This window comes from Virgibacillus halodenitrificans, from assembly GCF_001878675.1.
Taxonomy (GTDB): Bacteria; Bacillota; Bacilli; order Bacillales; family Amphibacillaceae; genus Virgibacillus_Q; species Virgibacillus_Q halodenitrificans.
On record NZ_CP017962.1, the window covers coordinates 21489 to 42296 of the forward strand.

Consider the following 20808-nt stretch of genomic DNA (forward strand, 5'->3'; position numbering starts at 1 on the left):
CATAAAAGGAGAGAACAAACATGAAGAAATTTGGTCTATTTTTATTACTTTCATTCGTAACCCTTGTTATTAGTGCTTGCTCAAGCGGCGAGGCTGCTACAAAAGTAAAGGTAGGTATTAGTGGTTCAGATACAACTATTTGGGATTATGTTGCTGAAAAAGCCAAGGAGGAGGGGATAGATGTTGAAATTGTTCGATTCTCTGATTATGTGCAACCAAACATGGCACTAGCTGAAGGAGAAATTGATGCAAATGCTTTCCAGACCGTTTCCTATTTTGATGCATTTATTAAAGAGCATGAATTGGATTTAACACCTATAGCCACTACGGTTATTGCACCAATGGGATTATATTCCGAAAAGCATGATAGTGTTGAGAGTATTCCTGAGGGAGGAACGATTGCATTACCAAATGAAGCAACGAACATGGGTCGTGGATTACTGTTATTACAGGATGCAGGTTTGATTAAGTTGGAGGAAGACTTCGATGGGAATGGTTCCCTTGATAAAATAGTTGAGAATCCTAAAAACTTAAATTTTGAATTGTTGGTTGCAGGGCAAACACCGAGAGTATTACCAGATGTAGACGCTTCTATTATAAATAACGGTATTGCTGTAGATGCAGGCTATAGTCCATTGGAGGATTCCATCTACCATGAGGATGAGACAGCGACACCATACATTAACATTATTGCTGTTCAGGAAAAAGACAAAGATAATAAAACACTTAAAAAACTAGCTGAGATATATCAAACAGAGGATGTAGCAGATTTTATCATTGAAGAACGTGATGGTAATTCCATTCCAACCTTTGTTCCATTAAGTGAAATCGGACATTAATTTAAAAGAAAAGGTAGAGGTGAAAAAAATGACAGTAATAGCTAAGAGTTTAGAAGAAATCAAAAAACGTATTTCTGAAAATATTGAGGAAAATAAAGAGCGCTATATTCAAACAAGTCATGCCATTCATGATCGGCCTGAAATAGGTAATGAAGAATATTTTGCTTCAGAACAATTAGTTAACATTCTTGTTGAAGAAGGATTTCTGGTTGAAAAAGGTGTAGCTGGTCATGAAACTGCTTTTCTGGCAAGAAAAAAAGGAATACTCGATGGTCTGACAATTGGTTTCCTAGCTGAATATGATGCCTTACCGGAAATAGGGCATGCTTGCGGCCATAATATTATTGGTACAACGAGTGTGGCAGCCGCTGTTGCTTTAAGTAAGGTTATTGATGAAATAGGAGGAGAGCTTGTCGTACTTGGTACACCCGCAGAAGAAGGAGGTCCTAATGGAAGTGCAAAAGGAAGCTTTGTTAAAGCTGGTTTAGTCAAAGACCTGGATGCAGCTATTATGCTCCATCCAGGGGCTGATACAAGTCTGACTGGCCCTACCCTGGCTGTTGATCCATTGGACTTTGAATTCTTTGGGAAACCTGCTCATGCTTCTGCCCACCCGGAAAAAGGGATTAATGCATTGGATGGTGTATTACAGTTGTTTAACGGTATAAATGCACTGCGCCAGCATTTACCATCAGATGTACGCATCCATGGCATTATCACACATGGAGGGGATGCTCCTAATATTGTACCAGCATATGCGAAAGCAAAATTTTATTTGCGGGCAGCCTCCAGACCAGTATTAGATGAAGTAACTAAAAAGGTAAAGGCAATTGCCGAAGGAGCTGCTTTGACTACTGGTGCGACTGTAAAAGTTACGGCCTTTCAAAACGAAGTAGACAACTTTATTCTTAACGATTCTTTCGATCAGGTATTCAAAGAAGTGGTTGAAGGATTAGGGGAAAAGGTTAAATTAGAGAAAAAAACAGCCCTCGGTTCCACAGATGCAGGTAATATAAGTCAAGTTGTTCCGACAATTCATCCTCACATTAAAATTGGTTCTAGTGACTTAATTGGACATACAGTGGAATTTAGGGAAGCTGCACGATCAGAAAAGGGTGATCAAGCTTTAATTACTGGTGCAAAAGCAATTGCGCTGACAATTCTTGAGCTACTTACGAATAAGGAAATCTACCCTAAAATAAAAGAAGAATTTGATAAACGCACGAAGTAAATTAGGCATTAGTTTACAAATAAAGGGATGGAAGTATTCATATTCCATCTCTTTAACTATAAAGAAAATTAAGACTTTCACTTATGAATAAAAAAATCTACAAAAATAATTGACAGTAAAAATGATGCATGATATATTATATCTTGTCGTCACGGAGGTATACCCAAGTCTGGCTGAAGGGATCGGTCTTGAAAACCGACAGGCGGGTCAAACCGCGCGGGGGTTCGAATCCCTCTACCTCCTCCATTTTAACTAAGCGCATAAATTTTGGAGATATGAAAAACCGTTACATTTGTAACGGTTTTTTTAGTGTTTAAATATATATTGTGGTTATTCAGTGATTCGGGAAATACACTTCGCTCCGTTTAGTGTCTTCAGCTCATGCTATTTCGTGGGCTAACAGGACAAGGAAAGCTTCTAAGAGAAACATCGCACGATGAAAAAGTGGTTTTCTTTTTCGAGGACGTTGGTCATGCAATCGTTCCACAGAGGGGGTTGGTGGGGCGAGTAAGCGCAGCCCCAGCTCCAGGACGTTGCGTTCTTAAATTGCCATCTTCCATCCCCATCAATTGGTATATGGTATTAATTGATTAAAGGTATTTAATAATTGGAGAAGTATCTTCTACCTTCAACTATGAATGAACAAAATATGTTTTACCTCAACATTTGCCATAGGTCCTTTTTAGCCAAATAAGAAAAAGGATAGCAATCTTCTATTCCTCTTCCTTTATAAAAGATGTTAATAATCCCATGGGAAGGTGGAAATTTTCGTTGTTCACCTGAAGTACTTGCAGCTCACGTTCTTGTTCTGCTTCTTTAATATGATTTACTTCTTTATGCAGCTGTTCCATTCTGTGATCAAGCTCGGAAGCCACCCTTGCTGCATCAACAAGCTCCTTTGTTAATCTTTCTGGTATTTCCTTATTATATTTATAATAAATTTTATGCTCTAAGCTTGCCCAAAAGTCCATGGCCACTGTCCGAATTTGAATCTCTGCAAAAACTTCTTCTTTTCGATCAGACATATAGACAGGAATAGAAACAATGATATGCAAGCTTTGATAGCCAGTTGACTTCGGATGCTTTATGTAATCTTTAATTTTAATAAACGTAATATCTTTTTGTTGCTTCAACATTTCACTGATTCTATATATATCAGAAATAAATGAGCATACGATTCGTATGCCAACAATATCTTGGATATTCTTTTTAATAGATGGCAGGGTAATCTCTAAGTTTTTTCGGTACATTTTTTTCAAAATACTTTCAGGAGATTTAAGCCTTGTTTTTATATGTTCAATAGGATTGTATTCATGAAAGTGCTGAAATTCTTCCTTCAATATATTCAACTTCGTATTCATCTCATCCATGCCAAACTTATATGTCATCATAAAACGGGTCATTTCATTTTTGACAGTTATTAGTTGCTGGAGGTTTTGATCACTCATTCGTATTCGCCTCTTCCATTCCATGTTACTTTTCTCCTCTATAGTAGCTTATTTCATCTAATTTTGCATGCATGCTTGACATTTTTAATTACAACGCTTATATTACATACTTATACAAGTAAATAAACAAACGATGATCAGACCAGTAATACATTGTTCGATCGAAAGAGATTGGAATTCATCGGCTGAAAGATTCCATCGATATAGACATGTATGAACCTACCTGGGAGTTGTTAGATTAAACCTAACCACAGTAAGCTGTGTTATCAATAAAAGTCGGGCATGTTTACGCATGCCAAAATAGGTGGTACCGCGGAAATCTTTTCGTCCTTATATTGAGGGATGAAGGGATTTTTTTTATTTTAAAATCAGGAGGGCAAATTATGAAAAAAATAGCATTTATCGGAGCCGGGTCTATGGCAGAAGCTATTATATCTGGTATTGTTAAAGCAAATATATTTAATAAAGAGAATGTAATCGTGACAAACAAAAATAATAAAGAACGCATGGAACGATTAGAAAAAAAATATCAGATCCAAAGTATTGCAGATAAAGAAAGGGTAATTGAGGGGACAGATATCATTATTCTGGCCACCAAACCATATGATTTGGAAGCGGCGGTAGAGTCGATCAGACCTTATATTCAACCAGAGCAAGTCATTATTTCTGTCATTGCCGGCATATCTACGGACTATATTAGTAAATTGGTCGGTAAAAACGCACCGGTAATTCGTGCAATGCCGAATACATCTGCATCTATCGGATTTTCAGCAACTGCAATTGCTGCGGGTAACCATGCTACAGAAAGTCATGTCAAAGAAGCAGAGGCCCTATTTGCAACGATAGGCACGACAGCAATTGTAAAAGAGGATGAAATGCACATTGTGACAGGTATTTCAGGAAGTGGACCTGCATATATTTATTTTCTTGTTGAAGCAATGGAAAAGGCTGCGGTAGAGTCGGGATTAGATCCTTCCACTGCTAAAGCGTTAATTACCCAAACTGTTTTAGGAGCAGGAGAAATGTTAAAGTCTTCTGGGGAATCAGCGGAAGTATTGAGAAAGAAAATTACGAGTCCAGCAGGAACGACTCAAGCGGGGATTGAAGCATTACAACGGAATGACTTTCAACACGCTGTAATGGAATGTGTGAAAAGCGCACATGATCGATCCATTGAGCTGGGGAAAAGTAAATAACGTTAGAGAAAAATAAGATGCTGAAGGTGCAAAGGTAATATGCTTCTAAAAAAATAATCATCTCAGTATAAAAATGTTTTTCATTAAATTATTTGTATTCTCATTCGTAAGTTATACGGAATAATAAGTGCTTTTATTTTCTTTATTTGGGGTATGCTAGTCCTATTAAACCATGATACAATACAAATATAGACTATGCTTATTAGTTAATAATTTTTGGTCTTGTAATGATACGTTTTAATAAGACTGGTCTACTAATGGAGGTGAAAGCAATGGGAATAGGCAGTATAGGTGTTCCTGGCTTGATTCTTATTATTGTTTTGGCTCTCATCATCTTTGGTCCAAAAAAGTTACCAGAGATCGGAAAAGCAGCAGGTCAGACATTGCGTGAGTTTAAAAATTCAGCCAATGACTTAATGAGCGATGACGAGACGAATAGCAAGGAAAAGAAGGATGTTAAAGACGATACTTCAAATTCAAAAGATGATAAATAATAATAGCTGTTTGATGTAACTGGATTTTCCCTGTGCATCAAACAGCTTTTTTATAAGAGATTTTTAGTTTTACTTAGTGGTTCTAATATATATATTGGAGTTGCTCAGTGATTTAGTAATTCGGGAAAAAACGTATGGTAGCTAGTTTGCGAATGTCTCCTACCGATTATCTTGTTCTTCGGCGGATATTCCAGCTCTGCTGCTGATTAATTTGTTCTCCGGCGGATATTCCAGCTCTGCTGCTGATTAATCTATTCTCCGGCGGATATTCCAGCTCTGCTGCTGATTAATTTGTTCTCCGGCGGATATTCCAGCTCTGCTGCTGATTAATCTATTCTCCGGCGGATATTCCAGCTCTGCTGCTGATTAATTTGTTCTCCGGCGGATATTCCAGCTCTGCTGCTGATTAATCTATTCTCCGGCGGATATTCCAGCTCTGCTGCTGATTAATTTGTTCTCCGGCGGATATTCCAGCTCTGCTGCTGATTAATCTATTCTCCGGCGGATATTCCAGCTCTGCTGCTGATTAATTTGTTCTCCGGCGGATATTCCAGCTCTGCTGCTGATTAAACTATCCTCCAGCGGATATTCCAGCTCTATTGCCGATTAATCTATTCTCCGGCAGATTTTCCCCACCCTAGTTTGCAGTTTCCTCCAACTACTAAAAATCACATGCCAATGCCCCATTTTTTATCGTATGCTTTCCCGTGTTTTCCAGCGTCTGGATTGTTGAATAAAATGGCCAATCTTCTCGAGAATTGGTTCTACGGAATTTTTCTCTTTCATTAAATCATAATCAGATATATTTATTCTAAGAATAGGACAGGCATTAAAATTGTCAATCCAATTTTGGTAGCGGGTATACATTTCTTCCCAATACGCTATAGGTGTATTCTTTTCCATTTCCCTTCCGCGCAGTTGAATGCGTTGCATCACTTCATCAAATGAACCCTCTAAATAAATAAGCAGGTCTGGATGCGGGAAGTAGGGTGTCATAACCATCGCGTCAAATAAATTTGTATAGGTCTCATAATCTGTCTGTGACATTGTCCCATTATCATAATGCATCTTAGCAAAGATTCCCGTGTCCTCATAAATGGAACGATCCTGGATAAAGCCGCCCCCATACTCAAATATCTTCTTTTGTTCTTTAAAACGTTCTGCAAGGAAATAGATTTGCAGATGAAAACTCCAACGTTCAAAGTCAGCATAAAACTTCTCCAAATATGGATTAGTTTCAACCTTTTCAAAGGAAGTTTTAAATTGCAATGCATCAGCTAAGGCATTAGTCATCGTTGATTTACCTACACCTACTGTTCCAGCAATGGTGATAATGCTGTCATTTGGAATGAGGTATTTATCTCTCAAATTCATTTTGTTGTTCTCCTTTTACTAAAAAATAGGATTAATTAAAATTAGGACGTCTATTACTATTTCATTTTTTGGGTATTCATTTTGTTCATATTTTTATCAACAAGTGAGATGATTGCCTCGAGGTCATTCTGATTTTGAACAAAATCTATTTCATCTCCATTAATACGAATAACTGGAATGTCGGGGTGGAGAATTTCAAATTCATTCATATAATCCTCATAATCCTGTGCCAACTGTGCTAAATAGGATGGCTTAATATTTTGCTCAATATCCCTACCACGCTTATGAATACGGTCCAAAATGGTATCAAGACTTGCATGTAAATAAATCATCATATTTGGAACAGGCATATCATCCGTAAGAATATGATAAATTTGTTCGTATTTATCAATTTTATCAGCTTGAAGCGTTCGTTTTGCAAATATCATATTTTTTGATATATGGTAGTCAGCAATAACTGCCTTATTCTCTTTGAGATACTTTTTCTCTATATCTTCCAATTGTTTAAATCTATTGCATAAAAAGAACATTTCCGTTTGAAAGCTCCACTCATCTATATCTTCATAGAATTTACCGAGAAATGGGTTTTCCTCGACAATTTCTCTTAATAAATGGACATCATAATGAACAGAAAGTTTTTTTGCAAGGGAGGTTTTCCCAATACCTATCGGCCCTTCGATTGCCATAAAGGGAACTCCTGTCATACAGACTCCTCCAATCCAATCCAAAATTAAAAACAGATGTAAATTATTTTAACATATAAAAGTCCTAGATACCATTTGGTAAAGATTACTCTTTTCTTTTATGTCACCTTTTTGTATAATGAATAGTGCTGATAAAATTGCAGCATCCTTCTCTTGTTTAATGGACCATCTCATATAAGCCCCCGTAGCTCAGGGGATAGAGCATCGGTTTCCTAAACCGTGTGTCGCAGGTTCGAATCCTGCCGGGGGCGCCAATTCCAATACGTACTTCCAACCAGTTACCCAACCATCCTACCCAATACAAAAGATTTACCTTTCGTTTTTTTTAATCTACTAATCTACAAATAGAAAGGATTGCAGCTATGAGTCTAACTAAAAAGATACTAATTGCTCTCGCTTTAGGGGTAATTGTAGGGATCGGTCTAAGCTTTTCTTCTCCAGATCTATTTCACGGAGTAAATAAATATGCACTTGAGCCTGTTGGCCAGATATTCTTAAACCTCATCATGATGATTGTTGTACCTATCGTATTTGTGTCTATTGTTTTAGGTACTGCAGGGCTTGGTGATCCTGCAAAGCTAGGAAGAATAGGTATGCAAACAATTGTATTCTACCTTGTTACCACTGCTATTGCCTTAAGTATTGGCTTAGGAGTAGGTTATTTGCTGGAACCAGGAAAAGCAGGTGTTTTTGACACAAGTAATGCGGATTATTCAGCAGAATCCCCGCCGCCAATTATGGAGACCTTGGTTAATATTATTCCATCGAATCCACTAGAAGCGATGACATCTGGAGATATGCTGCAAATTATTGCATTTGCCATATTCATTGGGGTTGCCCTTGCTGTGCTGGGAGAAAAAACGGCAGGCATTTATCGTTTATTTGAGCAAGCAAATGATATTTTGATTTTCCTTGTTAATGGTATTATGAGAACGGCTCCATATGGTGCGTTTGCGCTTATTGCATCAGCAATTGGTGATGCAGGATTAGATGCACTAGGTTCCATGTTTATGTATATGGTTGCAGTAATTTTGTCCTTGATCATTCACGGTGCAGTTACATACAGCCTGGCAATCAAGGGAATTGGTAAGGCTAGTCCACTAAAGTTTTATAAGGAATTTTTCCCGGCAATGTCTGTTGCCTTTAGTACATCGAGTTCCAGTGCTACATTGCCTGTATCCATGAAGATGGCCCAAGAACGACTTGGTGTAAAAAAGTCCATTAGTAGCTTTGTTCAGCCACTTGGAGCGACAATTAATATGGATGGCACTGCAATTATGCAGGCAGTAGCTACGGTGTTTATTGCGCAAGTATATGCCATTTCCTTGGGCTTCAATGATATTCTTATGATCATTCTAACTGCAACACTAGCAAGTATCGGAACTGCTGGTGTACCAGGGGTTGGTTTAATTATGCTTTCAATGGTATTAAAGCAAATTGGTCTTCCTGTAGAAGGTATTGCTCTAATTATTGGTGTTGACCGATTATTGGACATGCTGCGAACTTCCTTGAATATAACCGGGGACGCAACCTGTGCTTATATTATCTCAGAGCATGATAAGCGAATAGAAAGTAAAAAGAGTAAATCAAAAATATAAATCAAGAGCCATGCTTCTCTAAGGAGCATGGCTCTTTTAATGTTCTACTATATATGTTTGGATTACTCATTAATTCGCAAAATAGATATATTGCGACGTAACTTAATAGTACTCTAAGCGGTCGTTGCGGAAAACACACTCCGCTTTCCGTGGGCAACGCTCATAGCCGTCAAGCTAAGAAAAAAGTTGTATGGTGCAATGAAAATACAAACATATTTTTCCAGTTTAATCCATATTCTTTTATGGCCATTTGTTTTCGTTTTTACACTTTTACTACGCGGCACGGAAATGTACTTTATACGCAATGTTTAAGACATCAAAAGGACTTTTATGCCGACAACGGTGATCTTTCCTTCCATGCCGGTATATGTTCTGGTAAATATTATCGATGAGCGCTTTCAAAGAAGAAAGGTGATAGAGTGAATACCCCCTCGTCTCTATTATTGCGTTTCTCGCATGGTTGATACATTTGTACTCACTCCCTTCTAGTTGATACCTTTCGTAAAGGCAGTAACGGCACTGAAAAGCAATCATCGAAGAAAGAAGAATATGAATTAAAGTCCCATATAAATGACAGTAAAAGCGGGCGGTATTCATTTCCTGCACATCATTAATTTCAAATAACGATTTCCATGTCTTAAAGAGAATCTCCACTTGCCAACGCAAGGAATAGATAGGATACAAGGTTTGCTCATCCATTTCTTCTTGTGTTATATTGGTGGCAAGAATTTGGATATGATTCTTCTTGTTGGCGGATTGGGTATGCCCCCCTTTCCGTCTTCTTTCTTTTAAATAGGTATCTCTTTGTTTTTGTTGCTCCTCGGTTAACCGTTGTACGACTACACGGGCATGGAATGTATTTTTTCCCTTAACACCTAATTGAATGAACCCATAATCCTGTATCTCTCCTGGAGCTAGATGCATGGCATCCTCTTCGGGCTTTATTTGGATTCGTCGTTGCTTGTCATCCAAAGTCCAATAGGTCATATTGGCAGGAACGCGAGTAATATAATAGGCTCCTGCTCGATCTATTTTTTTAAAGTGATCTCCTGAGAAATAGCCGAGGTCACGCAAGATAAGATCCCCTTCTTCTATTGTATCTGCCAATTCTTCAGCCGCATCGTGATCACTGTCTCTTGGACCATAGAACAACGTATGCAAAAATTTCCCTTGATACACTTCATACTCTAATTGGATTTTCACTCCATCATAATAACTCGGGGTTTTCTTCTTTACTTGAAAGGAGGTGCCATCTAAGATGCGGATCCGAGAAAAAGGATAATCGGATGGAGAAGGTAACGACAACATTTGTTGTTTCTCCACTAACTGCATAAAAACCTGCTTTAAAAAGGCTACTCCTTTCTCATCTAATCGTTGATGTAAGGCTTGTTTTGATATGGATATTTCTGATTCACGAGAAAGGGAAGCACATAGCTGTCCTAACCCCTCCGTACCAACTTTTTCATGTAAGAAGGCACATATACTTAAGAAATCTTCCGGCATTATCTTCTTCAATCGTTGTACAAAACCTGATTCTCGAGCAATATTGCGAAGTTCAGAAATAGATAAAATATCGAGCACACTTTTTACAAACGAGTCAAAATAATATTGCTTAGCCATACGTAATCCCTCCAAATTATTCCATTTATAATGTCAGAATAACGAATAACTTTTTGGGTTTTAAAATATTCTGCTTAACTTGACGGCTATGGGGCAACGCTTCAGCTTCCTCGGAAGAAAACCACTTCCTGCGGGATCTTCAGCTGGGGCTGCGATTACTCGCCCCATCAAAAAGCCCTGTTGCTTTTCCCACAGGAGTCTTCGTGTTTTTCCTACACTGGAAAAGTGGTTAGATATTAACCCGCTATTTATGGTTTAAAGCAGATACAAATTGATTGGAGTGGAGGTCGGTGACTCCTGCCGGAATAGCATGAGGCGAAGACCCTGGACGGAGCGTAGCGGAGGAAGCGGCTGAGGCCATGCCGGCGGAAAGCGTCCGCCTGAAACGGAAATCAATGGGGCACTTCTCCTCAAATATTTCATTGAGCTTTTCATCAATAAAGTTACGTCGCAGTTTCCTCCTACTATGAATGGACGAGGTAGCGTTTGAACCCTAACATATGCAATATAGAAATAAACAAGGTTTATTGACTTTCTTACAGGGAAATTTCATTTAATGGATTATATTACTTTAAAATTGTCACAAAATATTCTAAAATAGAAATTAGTTACCAAAATGTTTTAACTATTTATAATTAACCGTTTGTTGGAATCGGTTTCATAATTAAGGATGAGGTGATTAGATGGATGTGCAGAAAATACCGGCAAGAGAAGGAAATCATAATCTAAAAAACTATGAAAAAATGCGTGAACAATTTTCTTGGGAAGATATGAAAAAGAATTTCTCCTGGAATGAAACAGGGAAAGTAAACATGGCTTATGAAGCAATAGACCGCCATGCAGAGAATCCAGAGAAAAAGGATAAGACGGCATTGTTATATTCTTCTCCTGATCGAGAGGAAAAGCTTACTTTCTCAGATTTAAGTAAGCAAAGTAATCAGTTTGCAAATGTATTAAAAAAGTATGATGTAAAAAAAGGTGATAGAGTGTTTTTATTCATGCCAAGAAGCCCTGAATTTTACGCTGCTTTCTTTGGTATTTTAAAAACAGGTGCAATTGCAGGCCCATTATTTGAAGCATTTATGGAGCAAGCGGTACGTGATCGTTTGCAGGATAGTGAAGCAACTGTACTTATTACTACACCAGATCTATTATATCGAGTGCCACAAGAAGATCTCCCATCACTAGAAAAAATTATTCTAGTTGGTGAAAATAATGAAAGTGGCGAACAATACATTGATTACCATGAGGAAATGAAATCAGCATCAAAGGATTTTGCTATCGAATGGCTCGATTTGGAAGATGGAATGTTATTACACTACACGTCAGGATCTACTGGCAAACCAAAAGGTGTTTACCATGTTCATAATGCCATGATTCAGCATTACGCTACTGGTGAATGGGTGCTGGACTTGGAAGAGGATGATGTGTATTGGTGTACAGCAGATCCAGGCTGGGTAACAGGAACAAGTTACGGTATATTTGCTCCTTGGCTGCATGGAGTCACAAATGTAGTGCGTGGTGGCAGATTTACACCAGATGACTGGTATGGCACAATTGAAAAATTTAAAGTGACAGTATGGTATACCGCACCAACCGCGTTAAGAAAGCTGGTAAGTGCTGGTGAGGAAGCTGTGAAGCGGCATGATCTTTCTTCTTTAAGACACATTATGAGTGTTGGGGAACCATTAAATCCAGAAGTCGTAACATGGGGATTAAAAGCATTTGATTTACGTATCCATGATACGTGGTGGATGACAGAAACGGGAGCCCAGCTAATCGTTAATTTACCTTCCATGGAAATAAGACCTGGCTCAATGGGTAAACCTATTCCGGGTGTAGAAGCATCCATTGTGGATAATGAAGGAAATGAACTGCCACCAAATCAAATGGGTAACTTGGCTATTAAAGAAGGATGGCCAGCCATGATGCGTGCTGTTTGGAAGAGACCTGAAAAATTCGAGAGCTACTTTATTAATGGATGGTACGTATCCGGAGACAGTGCATACAAAGATGAAGATGGCTATTTCTGGTTCCAGGGACGTTTGGATGATGTTATCAATACATCTGGTGAGCGTGTTGGGCCATTTGAAGTAGAGAGTAAATTAATTGAACATCCTGCAGTGGCGGAAGCTGGGGTAATTGGTAAGCCACATCCGGAACGTGGCGAAATTATTAAGGCATTTATTACGCTAAATGATGGCTACGAGGAATCAGATGATCTGTTGGAAGAAATAAGACAATTTGTTAAAACAGGTTTAAGTGCACATGCCGCACCAAGGGAAATGGAAATAAGAGATTCCATTCCAAAAACCAGAAGTGGTAAGATTATGCGTCGTCTTCTGAAGTCTTGGGAACTCGGCTTACCAACAGGTGACACGTCAACATTAGAGGAGTAATAAGAATAAAAAGAATGAAGAAAACGTTGGTATTATACCAGCGTTTTTTTCTGTGTGATTTAGTGAAGTCTTAGTTAGTGCTAACATACGGGCACTGCTTTTATATAACGGCAAAAAATTTTCCCCTCCTAACCCAGAGTCACTAAGGTGAACATACTTCCCTCCTGCTGAGCGTAATAATTATACTCGGCATCTATCCCTTGTTGTAACTTCTAAACGCTAATGCATAGGGAGAGAAACAAGATTAATTAATTCTCTTTCTAGCGTTCCATTAATTGTTTTTCATCTCTAATCGTATTATTATAGAGTGTATTGGAGTAAGCTAATTGTATATTAATGTCTAACAAAGAAGAATTTTGTTTAATTATAAATGAGTGTCCAGAATATTTTTTATAAGGGAGTAAATAGTATGGAAATTGGGATAGATAAAATAGGATTTTATACACCACATCAATATGTTGATATGAATAATTTGGCTGTAGCAAGAAATGTCGAACCGGAAAAGTTTACAATTGGAATTGGGCAAGAAGAGATGGCACTTGCACCCATCACCCAGGATTCTGTTACCTTAGCTGCAAATGCAGCACTACAAATTATTAGCGAAGAGGACAAAAAAGCAATAGATTTTGTTATCTTTGGTACAGAATCAGGTATTGACCATTCTAAATCAGGAGCAGTTTATGTACATAAATTGCTTGGTTTGAAGCCCCAAGCGCGTGCAATAGAAGTGAAGCAAGCGTGCTATGGCGCCACTGCTGCTATTCAAATGGCCAAAGGACATGTCGCTTTACATCCTGAAAGTAAGGTATTGGTATTAGGATCTGACATCGCTCGTTACGGTTTAAACACTTCTGGAGAAGCGACACAGGGAGCAGGTGCTGTTGCCTTATTAATCGGTGCTAATCCCGGAATTCTTGCACTTGAAAATGAAGATGTTTATTTAACAAATGACATTATGGATTTTTGGAGACCTATATATTCAGAACAGGCATTTGTAGATGGTAAGTTCTCTAATGAGCAATATATTCTATTTTTCCAAAAAGTATGGGAGCAGTATAAAGAGAAAACAGGACTTCAATTAGCTGATTTTGAGGCGATTTGTTATCACCTTCCATATACAAAAATGGGATTGAAAGCTTTACGCACGGTAATTGATGAGGCTGAAGAGCAAGACAAAGAGCGCTTATTGGAGAATTATAAAACAAGTACGCAATATAACCGCAGAGTTGGTAATATCTATACCGGTTCGCTCTATTTAAGTTTCTTATCACTTATTGAACAACAGGAGAGCTTAAAAGCAGGTGCTCGAATCGGCTTCTTTAGTTATGGTTCCGGTGCTGTAGGTGAGTTTTTTACAGGAGTTTTACAGCCGAATTACCGAGCTCACTTAAATACGGAGCAACATGCTAAATTGTTCTCATCCAGAGAAGAATTATCAGTAGAGCAGTATGAAGAGATTTTTTCCAACACATTACCAACTGATGGCTCTACGATAGAGTTGGATGTAAAGCAGGACCCGGCACCTATCTGTTTAGCTGGAATCACTGACAATAAGCGACAATATATAAATAAATTAGACTAAATGTATGAAGGTTCTCCTGCAAATGTTTGGGGTGAAAACGTAGTCGGAGGGAAATGTGAACTAGTGTGGGAACAATCGGTAGGAGAGCGAAACTATCAGCCGGAGAACAAACTAATCGGCAGGAGATCGAGATAATCGGCAGTCGAGCAAACTAATCGGTAGTTTACAAGCCCTTCCAAGTTAGTTCGTAGTATATCTTCTACGAATCATTGAGTAACCCCAACATATATATTAGAACCAACATAAAAGCGCAAGCAACCATTACTGGTTACTTGCGCTTTTTTCTTTAAGCTGTGATATCTTCTGCTGGTCCGAATATTTCAAAATGAATATCCTGATCCTCTACCTGATACTTTTTCAAGTTCTGATAAGCTGCACGCATAAATCCTTTTGGTCCACAGAAGTAAAATGCTGCGTCGTTAGTTGGTAAAATTTCTTTTAGCCATTCCGCATCAATATATCCAACTTTATCACATGCATCACCTTCACATGGTTTATCATACACGATATAACTTTCTACATTGATATGTTGCTTACTAATTTCTGTTATTCTATCCTTCATTGCATGAACTTTACTTGATTGAGCTGCATGAATGAATACTACTTTTCTATCTGGTTGCTCTTTAATTACCGTTTCCAACATACTAACCATTGGAGTGAGACCTACGCCTCCGCTCATTAGTATTAATGGACGAGTATCATTCTTTTCCAAGTAGAAATCTCCAGATGGAGCACTAATTGGTAAAATAGAGCCTTCTTCTACTTGTTCATGTAAATAAGTAGATACAACACCTGCAGGCAAATCGCCAATAGAGTCCTCACGTTTTACGCTTATTCGATAATATCCTTCACCAGGGGCACAAGATAAGCTGTATTGACGAAGATGATTATACTTTTCTCCCTCTATTTCTGCTTTTACTGTAATGTATTGCCCTGGTTGATAAATAGGAAATGGCATGCCATCTACTGGTTCCAAATAGAAAGATGTAATAACATCACTTTCTTTCACCTTTTTGAACACTTTAAAATCTCTAAAATCAACCCATCCGCCGGTCTTATTAAGTGTTTCCTCATACATTTCCTTCTCCACACTGATGAATATATCAGCGATTACACCATATGCTTTTTCCCATGCATTAATAATATCATCAGTAGCTGCGTCCCCCAACACATCTTTGATGGCTAATAATAAATGCTTTCCAACAATCGGATATTGCTCAGGCTTAATATTCAGGCTTCTGTGCTTATGTGCAATCTGCTTTACATGGGGTAGAATTACCTCTAAATGATCAATATTGGCAGCTGCTGCATAAACCGTATTTGCCAGCGCTTTTGGCTGATCGCCTTTTCGTTGGTTTGTCTGATTAAAAATATTCTTTAGTTCTGGATGATTTCCCAGCATTAATTCATAAAAACGTTTTGTAATTTCAGCACCATGTTCTTGTAGAACCGGTACAGTAGCTTTAATAATATCCTTTGTTCCCTTATCTAATCCAACTGTTTGAGTAGTCATAACAAAGCACTCCCTTTGAAAATTAAAAGATGTATTTTGAATACATGTTTATTGTATAATGAAGTAAACACTATGACAACAGTGAAAACGCCGATTTATGTTACAATTATGTGAAGATAGTAACAAGGAGCAGATTATAATGAATTTAAAAAAATATACGGATTATGGATTGCGTGTCCTCATCTTTACAGGCATGAAGAAAGAAGGAGAGCTTGCTAGTATTAAAGAGATTTCTTCTGTTTACAATATTTCTACACATCATTTAGGAAAGATCGTACATCAATTAACCAAGCTGGAATTAGTAGAATCTATTCGTGGGAGAAATGGCGGAATCCGATTGGCAAAACCTGCAGATGAAATGAATGTAGGCAGGATTGTGCGAATGTTGGAGAGCGACTTTACTATTTTGGAATGTTTTGATAAAGAAACAAATCATTGTGTTATTTCTCCTGGCTGTACATTAAAGCATGCATTAAATAAAGCACTTCAAGCCTTTTTTAAGGTGTTGGATGAATATACAATTGCAGATTTAATTCATAATGAAGAAGAGCTCCGTCAATTAATGGGATTAAAATAACTATGTTTTAAATTTGTGGGAGTGGGAAGATATAGTTATGTAATAACTCAACTAAAGGAGCGTATCGATAATGGGTAAAAAAATAGCAACTGTACTAACAGATATGTTTGAAGATGTTGAATATACAGATCCGGCAAAGGCTTTTAAAGAGGCTGGTCATGAGGTTGTAACAATTGAAAAGGAAAAGGGAAAAGAAGTTACTGGTAAGAATAAAGAAGCAACGGTGAAAATTGATGCATCGATCGATGATGTAAAACCGACTGATTTTGACGCATTATTTATTCCGGGTGGTTTTTCACCAGATCAATTACGTGCAGATGAGCGCTTTGTGAAATTTGCTAAGCATTTCATGGACGAAAAGAAACCAGTCTTTGCCATTTGTCACGGCCCACAGTTATTAATAACAGCAAAGACACTTGAAGGAAGAAAAGCAACAGGATTTACTTCTATTCAAGTAGATATGGAATATGCAGGTGCTACTGTGGAAGACAAAGAAGTAGTTGTTTGCCAGGATCAGCTAGTAACCAGTCGTCAGCCGGATGATATTCCAGCCTTCAACCGTGAAGCATTAAATTTATTAAAATAAACTTAACCCCCTAAGTTTAGATAAACTCATAGATAACTAAGCCCCTCTGCAATGAGCAGAGGGGCTTATTAGCTTGTAGATCTGAATGTAAGTAATCTATTTACCTACTCATTTTTGCGGATAAATTATCCTTATTAAATGGGAACTGTTATTCAAGTTTTGTGATAGTAAATTGATCATTTAATAATAGCCAATTTTGCGGAAAGGCTAAACCAAGCTTCCAATATGCAATACCACGTAAGCCTAATTCTTTAATTAAATTAAATTTGGCTTGAATGGATCTTGCATCTTCAAACCATACCTCGTGTTGTTTTCCCGCTTCATCCCAATACGTAAAAAAGGGAGCCTGTGCTGTCGTATCATATTGAATTTCAGCTTGTTCTTTTCGCGCCAGAGTAATTGCCTGCTGGGGACTGAGCGCGCGGGCAGCAGGACCACCTTGTACAAACGGTAATGTCCAATCATACCCGTATAGATTTTGACCAAGCAAAATCTTTTCAGGAGGTATCTCTGTTATTGCATACTCTACTACTTTTCTAACCTCATTAATCGGTGAGACAGCCATAGGAGGCCCATAACTATATCCCCATTCATAGGTCATTAAAACAACCATGTCTACAATTTCGCCATGTGCGGCATAATCATGCGCCTGATACCACTGTCCGGTCTGCGTGGCACTTGTCTTAGGTGCTAGTGCAGTGGAAAGCATTAAGCCTTCTTGGGACAAACGTTCTTTCGCTTTCCGTAAAAATCGATTATATGCTTCCCGGTCCTCTGCCTTGAGAAATTCAAAATCAAAATGCACATCCTTAAAGCCAACTTCTTTAGCAACATTGATAATATTATCCAATAATGTATTTTGCACAGCTTGCACTGTCAAAATGATGTGGCCAAGCTCTGCACTGAAAGAACCCTCTTCTAAATTACTTACGACGAGCATAAGACTGGTATTATCTCCCTCGGCTATTTGCTTCAAATTACCTAAGGGTGGGGGAGACAATGTGCCGTCTCTGTTTACATTATAGCTGAATATTGCAAGATAAGTTAGATAGGGTGATGTCTTTTCTGCTGCATTCTCTAATGTAGGGGACACAGAATCCCCTGAAGGCTCAATATACGCAACAGAGGTTATCACTCTTTTGGGTTGTGGTGGAATATATAGACGAAAACCCACAGGAAGAACAAAATTTGCAGGTAAATTATTTATTTGAATTAGTTCCTGTGGTGATATTCCAAATTGTTGTCCAATGCTGTACAAAGTATCTCCTTGCTTTACAAAGTAAAATTGACCAATGATCGGGATAACAAGTGCCTGACCTACCACCAGGTTGTTTGGTGCATCCAATTCATTGGCATTAATAATTTGCTGACTTGATGTATTATATAAATTAGCAATTCTGAACACTGTATCTCCCTGCCGGACGACATGAATTTGCAAGTAAGTCACCTTCCTTCTCCGTATGTGCTACTTACATACTATGAGAGGAAGGGGTTTTATATACCTGCATGATTAAAAGGAATCTATATTTGCCTTCATGACTGATCTCATTAGATACAAAGCATAATTGTTATTATCAGTTTCCTCTGACGCCATACAATTTTTTGGGATATGCATATCAAATTGATACATGTAGGCGTCTTTTGCTGTAAATAGGATACATATATCTCCTGCTATACCTGCCATAATTAAATGTGTCTTGCCTAATTCATTTAGTAATGATTGAAGTGGTGTTTGGAAAAATGCAGAATGCTGTGGTTTAATAAGAAAGTAATCATGATCATCTGGTTTAAGCTCTTCAATGATTTCTTGACTTCGATCATTATGGCAATGGTCGATAATTTTTCGGAAGTCTGCTTGCCATAACCCATAGTGGTCGTTTACATAAATAATAGGTAAGTTATTTTCTCTCGCATAGTTTTTAAGCTTTTTTAAGTGTGGAAGAATTTCCTTTGTATGTTCATATAGCTTCTCTCCACCTTCGAAGTCAAAATGATTTATAATATCAACAAATAAAACTGCAGTATTGTTTTGGGTATTCTCCATTTAAATTCTCCTTTTTTGGACTGGACTAAGTAAAAGCTTAGGTATTCCATATTCATTTATTTCCTTTTTGTAGTTTTTAAAACAAATTTCTTAAAGAAAGGAGAGGTTTTTAATGTTTGATGAAATATTTATGTTAAAAGCAATAGAAGAAGCTAAAAAGGCTCATAAAATAAATGAAGTCCCGATTGGTGCAGTTATTGTATTTAAAAACGAAATCATTGCAACAGGACATAATGTGCGAGAGAGCTCTCAAACTACGCTTTCCCATGCGGAGCTTATTGCAATTGAACAGGCAAACCAAACCATTGGCAGTTGGCGTTTAGAGGATTGTACGCTCTTCGTAACCTTGGAACCATGCCCAATGTGTGCAGGGGCAATTGTTCAATCAAGAATAAAGCGGGTAGTATACGGTGCGGCAGACCCGAAGGCAGGATGTGCAGGCTCCTTAATGAATTTGTTGCAAGATACTCGCTTTAACCACCAAGTAGAACTGACAAGCGGAGTAATGGAAAAAGAGTGCAGTATGCTCCTGAAAGATTTTTTTAAGCAATTAAGAAACAGAAAAAAGTAGTGGTTCAATTATTTTCCATTGCATTTCTCTCCATTAATAGTTATAATAATTAATGCCGTGCTAAGCGGGGAGGTAGCGGTGCCCTGTACTCGCAATCCGCTATAGCGAGGTCGAATTCCCATCCGAGGTGGAATGTCTTTATGGTCTGCCTTAAGGGAGTGGTGTTGACGCTTAGGTCCTGCGCAACAGAAACCCATGAATCCTGTCAGGTCCGGAAGGAAGCAGCAGTAAGTGGACATTTCTGTGTGCCGCGGGATCGCCTAAGCCGAGCCATGAACTTAAGTAACGCATAGGGACTTTCCATCAACGATGGGTGCACGGTATACATAGAATGAAAATCTTCTGTCAGTGACAGGAGATTTTTTATTGTTTTGTGAGAAATTGTCACTCTCTACCATTTGCAGAGAACACCATCTATGAGGAAGAATTCCCTCCGATCCGGTTAATATGGTTCTAGGCGGAATAAAATTCCCTCCTGCTGATTAATCTTCCACCCTGCTCTATATTTAGACAGCAATCTACTCCAAAGATAAACATTATTTTCCAGATGAGGGCCATTTATACTATTTGTGTTCAACTTCATTCAGCCAAAGCACTGTCTATTACTAGCTTTTTTTGACTTTTTTTGTAGAAAGCCTTGCTTTTTTTTAGTAAAATGGCATAATTGCTCTCGTGTGTTTAAGTACTAATGTACTAGGAACAATAATGGATAAAAAATATGGAGGAAATGACGAAATGGTACAAAAAGATCCAGCCTTAAACAAACTAATAACTGATATCATTATGGTGAAACAGGAGATGATTATGTTAGGAATGCAATATGGTTTGAACGATGAACGAACCGTAGAGTGTAGTCAACAACTTGATGACCTGTTAAATAAACATTCGGAAATGACACACCAAGAAGCCTGCTTCATGACAATGTAAGTCACCTCGTTTCAACATAAAAAGTCACCCTTCCTTAAGGAATAAATTCAATCACCTAAGGTTCACATTTACCCCTTAAATAGAGTATAATAAAAAGAGATTGTA

The 20808-nt window shown here is 38.0% G+C and carries 18 protein-coding genes, 2 tRNA genes, 1 other RNA gene and 1 other annotated feature; of the genes, 14 read left to right on the forward strand and 7 right to left on the reverse strand.

The genetic code is table 11. The features are described 5' to 3' along the window. Positions 1-20: 20 nt before the first annotated feature. The 3 genes from BME96_RS00090 to BME96_RS00100 all read left to right on the forward strand — a co-directional run bounded on the left by BME96_RS00090 (position 21) and on the right by BME96_RS00100 (position 2316). Positions 21-839: a MetQ/NlpA family ABC transporter substrate-binding protein gene (locus tag BME96_RS00090; protein ID WP_071647986.1), complete on the forward strand. Its 819-nt coding sequence runs from the start codon at positions 21-23 to the stop codon at positions 837-839. A 28-nt stretch (positions 840-867) separates the two neighbouring features. Next, entirely contained in the window at positions 868-2070 is a 1203-nt protein-coding gene (locus tag BME96_RS00095) for a M20 family metallopeptidase (RefSeq protein WP_019377801.1), read from the forward strand. Between the two features lie 153 nt (positions 2071-2223). Further along, positions 2224-2316: transfer RNA gene (locus BME96_RS00100), tRNA-Ser, on the forward strand. Positions 2317-2783: 467 nt separating this feature from the next. Here BME96_RS00100 and BME96_RS00105 read toward each other — a convergent pair. Next, on the reverse strand, positions 2784-3542 hold the full coding sequence (locus BME96_RS00105) for a GTP pyrophosphokinase (protein ID WP_071647987.1): 759 nt from the start codon (positions 3540-3542) through the stop codon (positions 2784-2786). A 100-nt stretch (positions 3543-3642) separates the two neighbouring features. Next, positions 3643-3853: a binding site (T-box leader), on the forward strand. A gap of 48 nt (positions 3854-3901) precedes the next feature. Here BME96_RS00105 and proC point away from each other — a divergent pair. Both proC and tatA read left to right on the forward strand, forming a co-directional pair. After that, positions 3902-4714: a pyrroline-5-carboxylate reductase gene (gene proC / locus BME96_RS00110; RefSeq protein WP_019377799.1), complete on the forward strand. Its 813-nt coding sequence runs from the start codon at positions 3902-3904 to the stop codon at positions 4712-4714. Between the two features lie 272 nt (positions 4715-4986). Further along, complete coding sequence (gene tatA, locus BME96_RS00115) at positions 4987-5208, forward strand: twin-arginine translocase TatA/TatE family subunit (protein ID WP_019377798.1); 222 nt, start codon at positions 4987-4989, stop codon at positions 5206-5208. Positions 5209-5898: 690 nt separating this feature from the next. Here tatA and BME96_RS00120 read toward each other — a convergent pair. Then, entirely contained in the window at positions 5899-6582 is a 684-nt protein-coding gene (locus BME96_RS00120) for a deoxynucleoside kinase (RefSeq protein ID WP_019377797.1), read from the reverse strand. A 56-nt stretch (positions 6583-6638) separates the two neighbouring features. Continuing rightward, the gene (locus BME96_RS00125; RefSeq protein WP_019377796.1) at positions 6639-7286 is read right to left on the reverse strand and encodes a deoxynucleoside kinase; all 648 of its coding nucleotides are present in this window, start codon (positions 7284-7286) and stop codon (positions 6639-6641) included. Between the two features lie 178 nt (positions 7287-7464). Here BME96_RS00125 and BME96_RS00130 point away from each other — a divergent pair. Further along, a tRNA-Arg gene (locus BME96_RS00130) sits at positions 7465-7540 on the forward strand. A 108-nt stretch (positions 7541-7648) separates the two neighbouring features. Further along, positions 7649-8884 carry a dicarboxylate/amino acid:cation symporter gene (locus BME96_RS00135; RefSeq protein ID WP_019377795.1) on the forward strand — a complete coding sequence of 412 codons (1236 nt, stop codon included), beginning with the start codon at positions 7649-7651 and terminating at the stop codon, positions 8882-8884. Positions 8885-9157: 273 nt separating this feature from the next. Here the strand turns inward: BME96_RS00135 and BME96_RS00140 are convergent, their stop codons facing one another. Beyond that, positions 9158-10504: an IS4 family transposase gene (locus BME96_RS00140; protein ID WP_071647988.1), complete on the reverse strand. Its 1347-nt coding sequence runs from the start codon at positions 10502-10504 to the stop codon at positions 9158-9160. A gap of 683 nt (positions 10505-11187) precedes the next feature. Between BME96_RS00140 and acsA the strand changes: the two genes are divergently transcribed. Both acsA and BME96_RS00150 read left to right on the forward strand, forming a co-directional pair. Next, positions 11188-12903 carry an acetate--CoA ligase gene (acsA, locus tag BME96_RS00145; RefSeq protein ID WP_071647989.1) on the forward strand — a complete coding sequence of 572 codons (1716 nt, stop codon included), beginning with the start codon at positions 11188-11190 and terminating at the stop codon, positions 12901-12903. Between the two features lie 409 nt (positions 12904-13312). Beyond that, positions 13313-14485, forward strand: a complete 1173-nt coding sequence (locus BME96_RS00150; RefSeq protein WP_071647990.1) for a hydroxymethylglutaryl-CoA synthase — start codon at positions 13313-13315, stop codon at positions 14483-14485. A gap of 286 nt (positions 14486-14771) precedes the next feature. On the opposite strand, the gene hmpA is transcribed toward BME96_RS00150, so the two are convergent. Beyond that, positions 14772-15998 carry an NO-inducible flavohemoprotein gene (gene hmpA / locus BME96_RS00155; protein WP_071647991.1) on the reverse strand — a complete coding sequence of 409 codons (1227 nt, stop codon included), beginning with the start codon at positions 15996-15998 and terminating at the stop codon, positions 14772-14774. A gap of 139 nt (positions 15999-16137) precedes the next feature. Between hmpA and BME96_RS00160 the strand changes: the two genes are divergently transcribed. Together BME96_RS00160 and BME96_RS00165 are read left to right on the forward strand one after the other, a co-directional pair. Beyond that, on the forward strand, positions 16138-16575 hold the full coding sequence (locus tag BME96_RS00160) for an Rrf2 family transcriptional regulator (RefSeq protein ID WP_071647992.1): 438 nt from the start codon (positions 16138-16140) through the stop codon (positions 16573-16575). A 70-nt stretch (positions 16576-16645) separates the two neighbouring features. Continuing rightward, positions 16646-17161, forward strand: coding sequence for a type 1 glutamine amidotransferase domain-containing protein (locus tag BME96_RS00165; RefSeq protein WP_019378901.1), 516 nt, complete (start codon positions 16646-16648; stop codon positions 17159-17161). 148 nt (positions 17162-17309) lie between these two features. On the opposite strand, the gene BME96_RS00170 is transcribed toward BME96_RS00165, so the two are convergent. After that, complete coding sequence (locus tag BME96_RS00170; RefSeq protein ID WP_071647993.1) at positions 17310-18599, reverse strand: glycoside hydrolase family 18 protein; 1290 nt, start codon at positions 18597-18599, stop codon at positions 17310-17312. Positions 18600-18671: 72 nt separating this feature from the next. Beyond that, entirely contained in the window at positions 18672-19205 is a 534-nt protein-coding gene (locus tag BME96_RS00175; protein WP_071647994.1) for a cysteine hydrolase family protein, read from the reverse strand. Between the two features lie 112 nt (positions 19206-19317). Between BME96_RS00175 and tadA the strand changes: the two genes are divergently transcribed. The 3 genes from tadA (at position 19318) to BME96_RS00190 (ending at position 20703) form a co-directional block, all read left to right on the forward strand. Continuing rightward, positions 19318-19776, forward strand: coding sequence for a tRNA adenosine(34) deaminase TadA (tadA, locus tag BME96_RS00180; RefSeq protein ID WP_040953868.1), 459 nt, complete (start codon positions 19318-19320; stop codon positions 19774-19776). Between the two features lie 55 nt (positions 19777-19831). Further along, an RNA gene (ffs, locus tag BME96_RS00185) (signal recognition particle sRNA large type) lies at positions 19832-20097 on the forward strand. Between the two features lie 414 nt (positions 20098-20511). Further along, positions 20512-20703 carry an aspartyl-phosphate phosphatase Spo0E family protein gene (locus BME96_RS00190; protein ID WP_071647995.1) on the forward strand — a complete coding sequence of 64 codons (192 nt, stop codon included), beginning with the start codon at positions 20512-20514 and terminating at the stop codon, positions 20701-20703. Positions 20704-20808: the final 105 nt, after the last annotated feature.

Excerpts from the sequence above, each read along its gene's own strand:
- BME96_RS00090 (WP_071647986.1), top strand. The coding sequence starts at position 21 with ATGAAGAAATTTGGTCTATTTTTATTACTTTCATTCGTAACCCTTGTT.
- BME96_RS00095 (WP_019377801.1), top strand. The coding sequence starts at position 868 with ATGACAGTAATAGCTAAGAGTTTAGAAGAAATCAAAAAACGTATTTCT.
- BME96_RS00105 (WP_071647987.1), bottom strand. The coding sequence starts at position 3,542 with ATGGAATGGAAGAGGCGAATACGAATGAGTGATCAAAACCTCCAGCAA.
- proC (WP_019377799.1), top strand. The coding sequence starts at position 3,902 with ATGAAAAAAATAGCATTTATCGGAGCCGGGTCTATGGCAGAAGCTATT.
- tatA (WP_019377798.1), top strand. The coding sequence starts at position 4,987 with ATGGGAATAGGCAGTATAGGTGTTCCTGGCTTGATTCTTATTATTGTT.
- BME96_RS00120 (WP_019377797.1), bottom strand. The coding sequence starts at position 6,582 with ATGAATTTGAGAGATAAATACCTCATTCCAAATGACAGCATTATCACC.
- BME96_RS00125 (WP_019377796.1), bottom strand. The coding sequence starts at position 7,286 with ATGACAGGAGTTCCCTTTATGGCAATCGAAGGGCCGATAGGTATTGGG.
- BME96_RS00135 (WP_019377795.1), top strand. The coding sequence starts at position 7,649 with ATGAGTCTAACTAAAAAGATACTAATTGCTCTCGCTTTAGGGGTAATT.
- BME96_RS00140 (WP_071647988.1), bottom strand. The coding sequence starts at position 10,504 with ATGGCTAAGCAATATTATTTTGACTCGTTTGTAAAAAGTGTGCTCGAT.
- acsA (WP_071647989.1), top strand. The coding sequence starts at position 11,188 with ATGGATGTGCAGAAAATACCGGCAAGAGAAGGAAATCATAATCTAAAA.
- BME96_RS00150 (WP_071647990.1), top strand. The coding sequence starts at position 13,313 with ATGGAAATTGGGATAGATAAAATAGGATTTTATACACCACATCAATAT.
- hmpA (WP_071647991.1), bottom strand. The coding sequence starts at position 15,998 with ATGACTACTCAAACAGTTGGATTAGATAAGGGAACAAAGGATATTATT.
- BME96_RS00160 (WP_071647992.1), top strand. The coding sequence starts at position 16,138 with ATGAATTTAAAAAAATATACGGATTATGGATTGCGTGTCCTCATCTTT.
- BME96_RS00165 (WP_019378901.1), top strand. The coding sequence starts at position 16,646 with ATGGGTAAAAAAATAGCAACTGTACTAACAGATATGTTTGAAGATGTT.
- BME96_RS00175 (WP_071647994.1), bottom strand. The coding sequence starts at position 19,205 with ATGGAGAATACCCAAAACAATACTGCAGTTTTATTTGTTGATATTATA.
- tadA (WP_040953868.1), top strand. The coding sequence starts at position 19,318 with ATGTTTGATGAAATATTTATGTTAAAAGCAATAGAAGAAGCTAAAAAG.
- BME96_RS00190 (WP_071647995.1), top strand. The coding sequence starts at position 20,512 with ATGGTACAAAAAGATCCAGCCTTAAACAAACTAATAACTGATATCATT.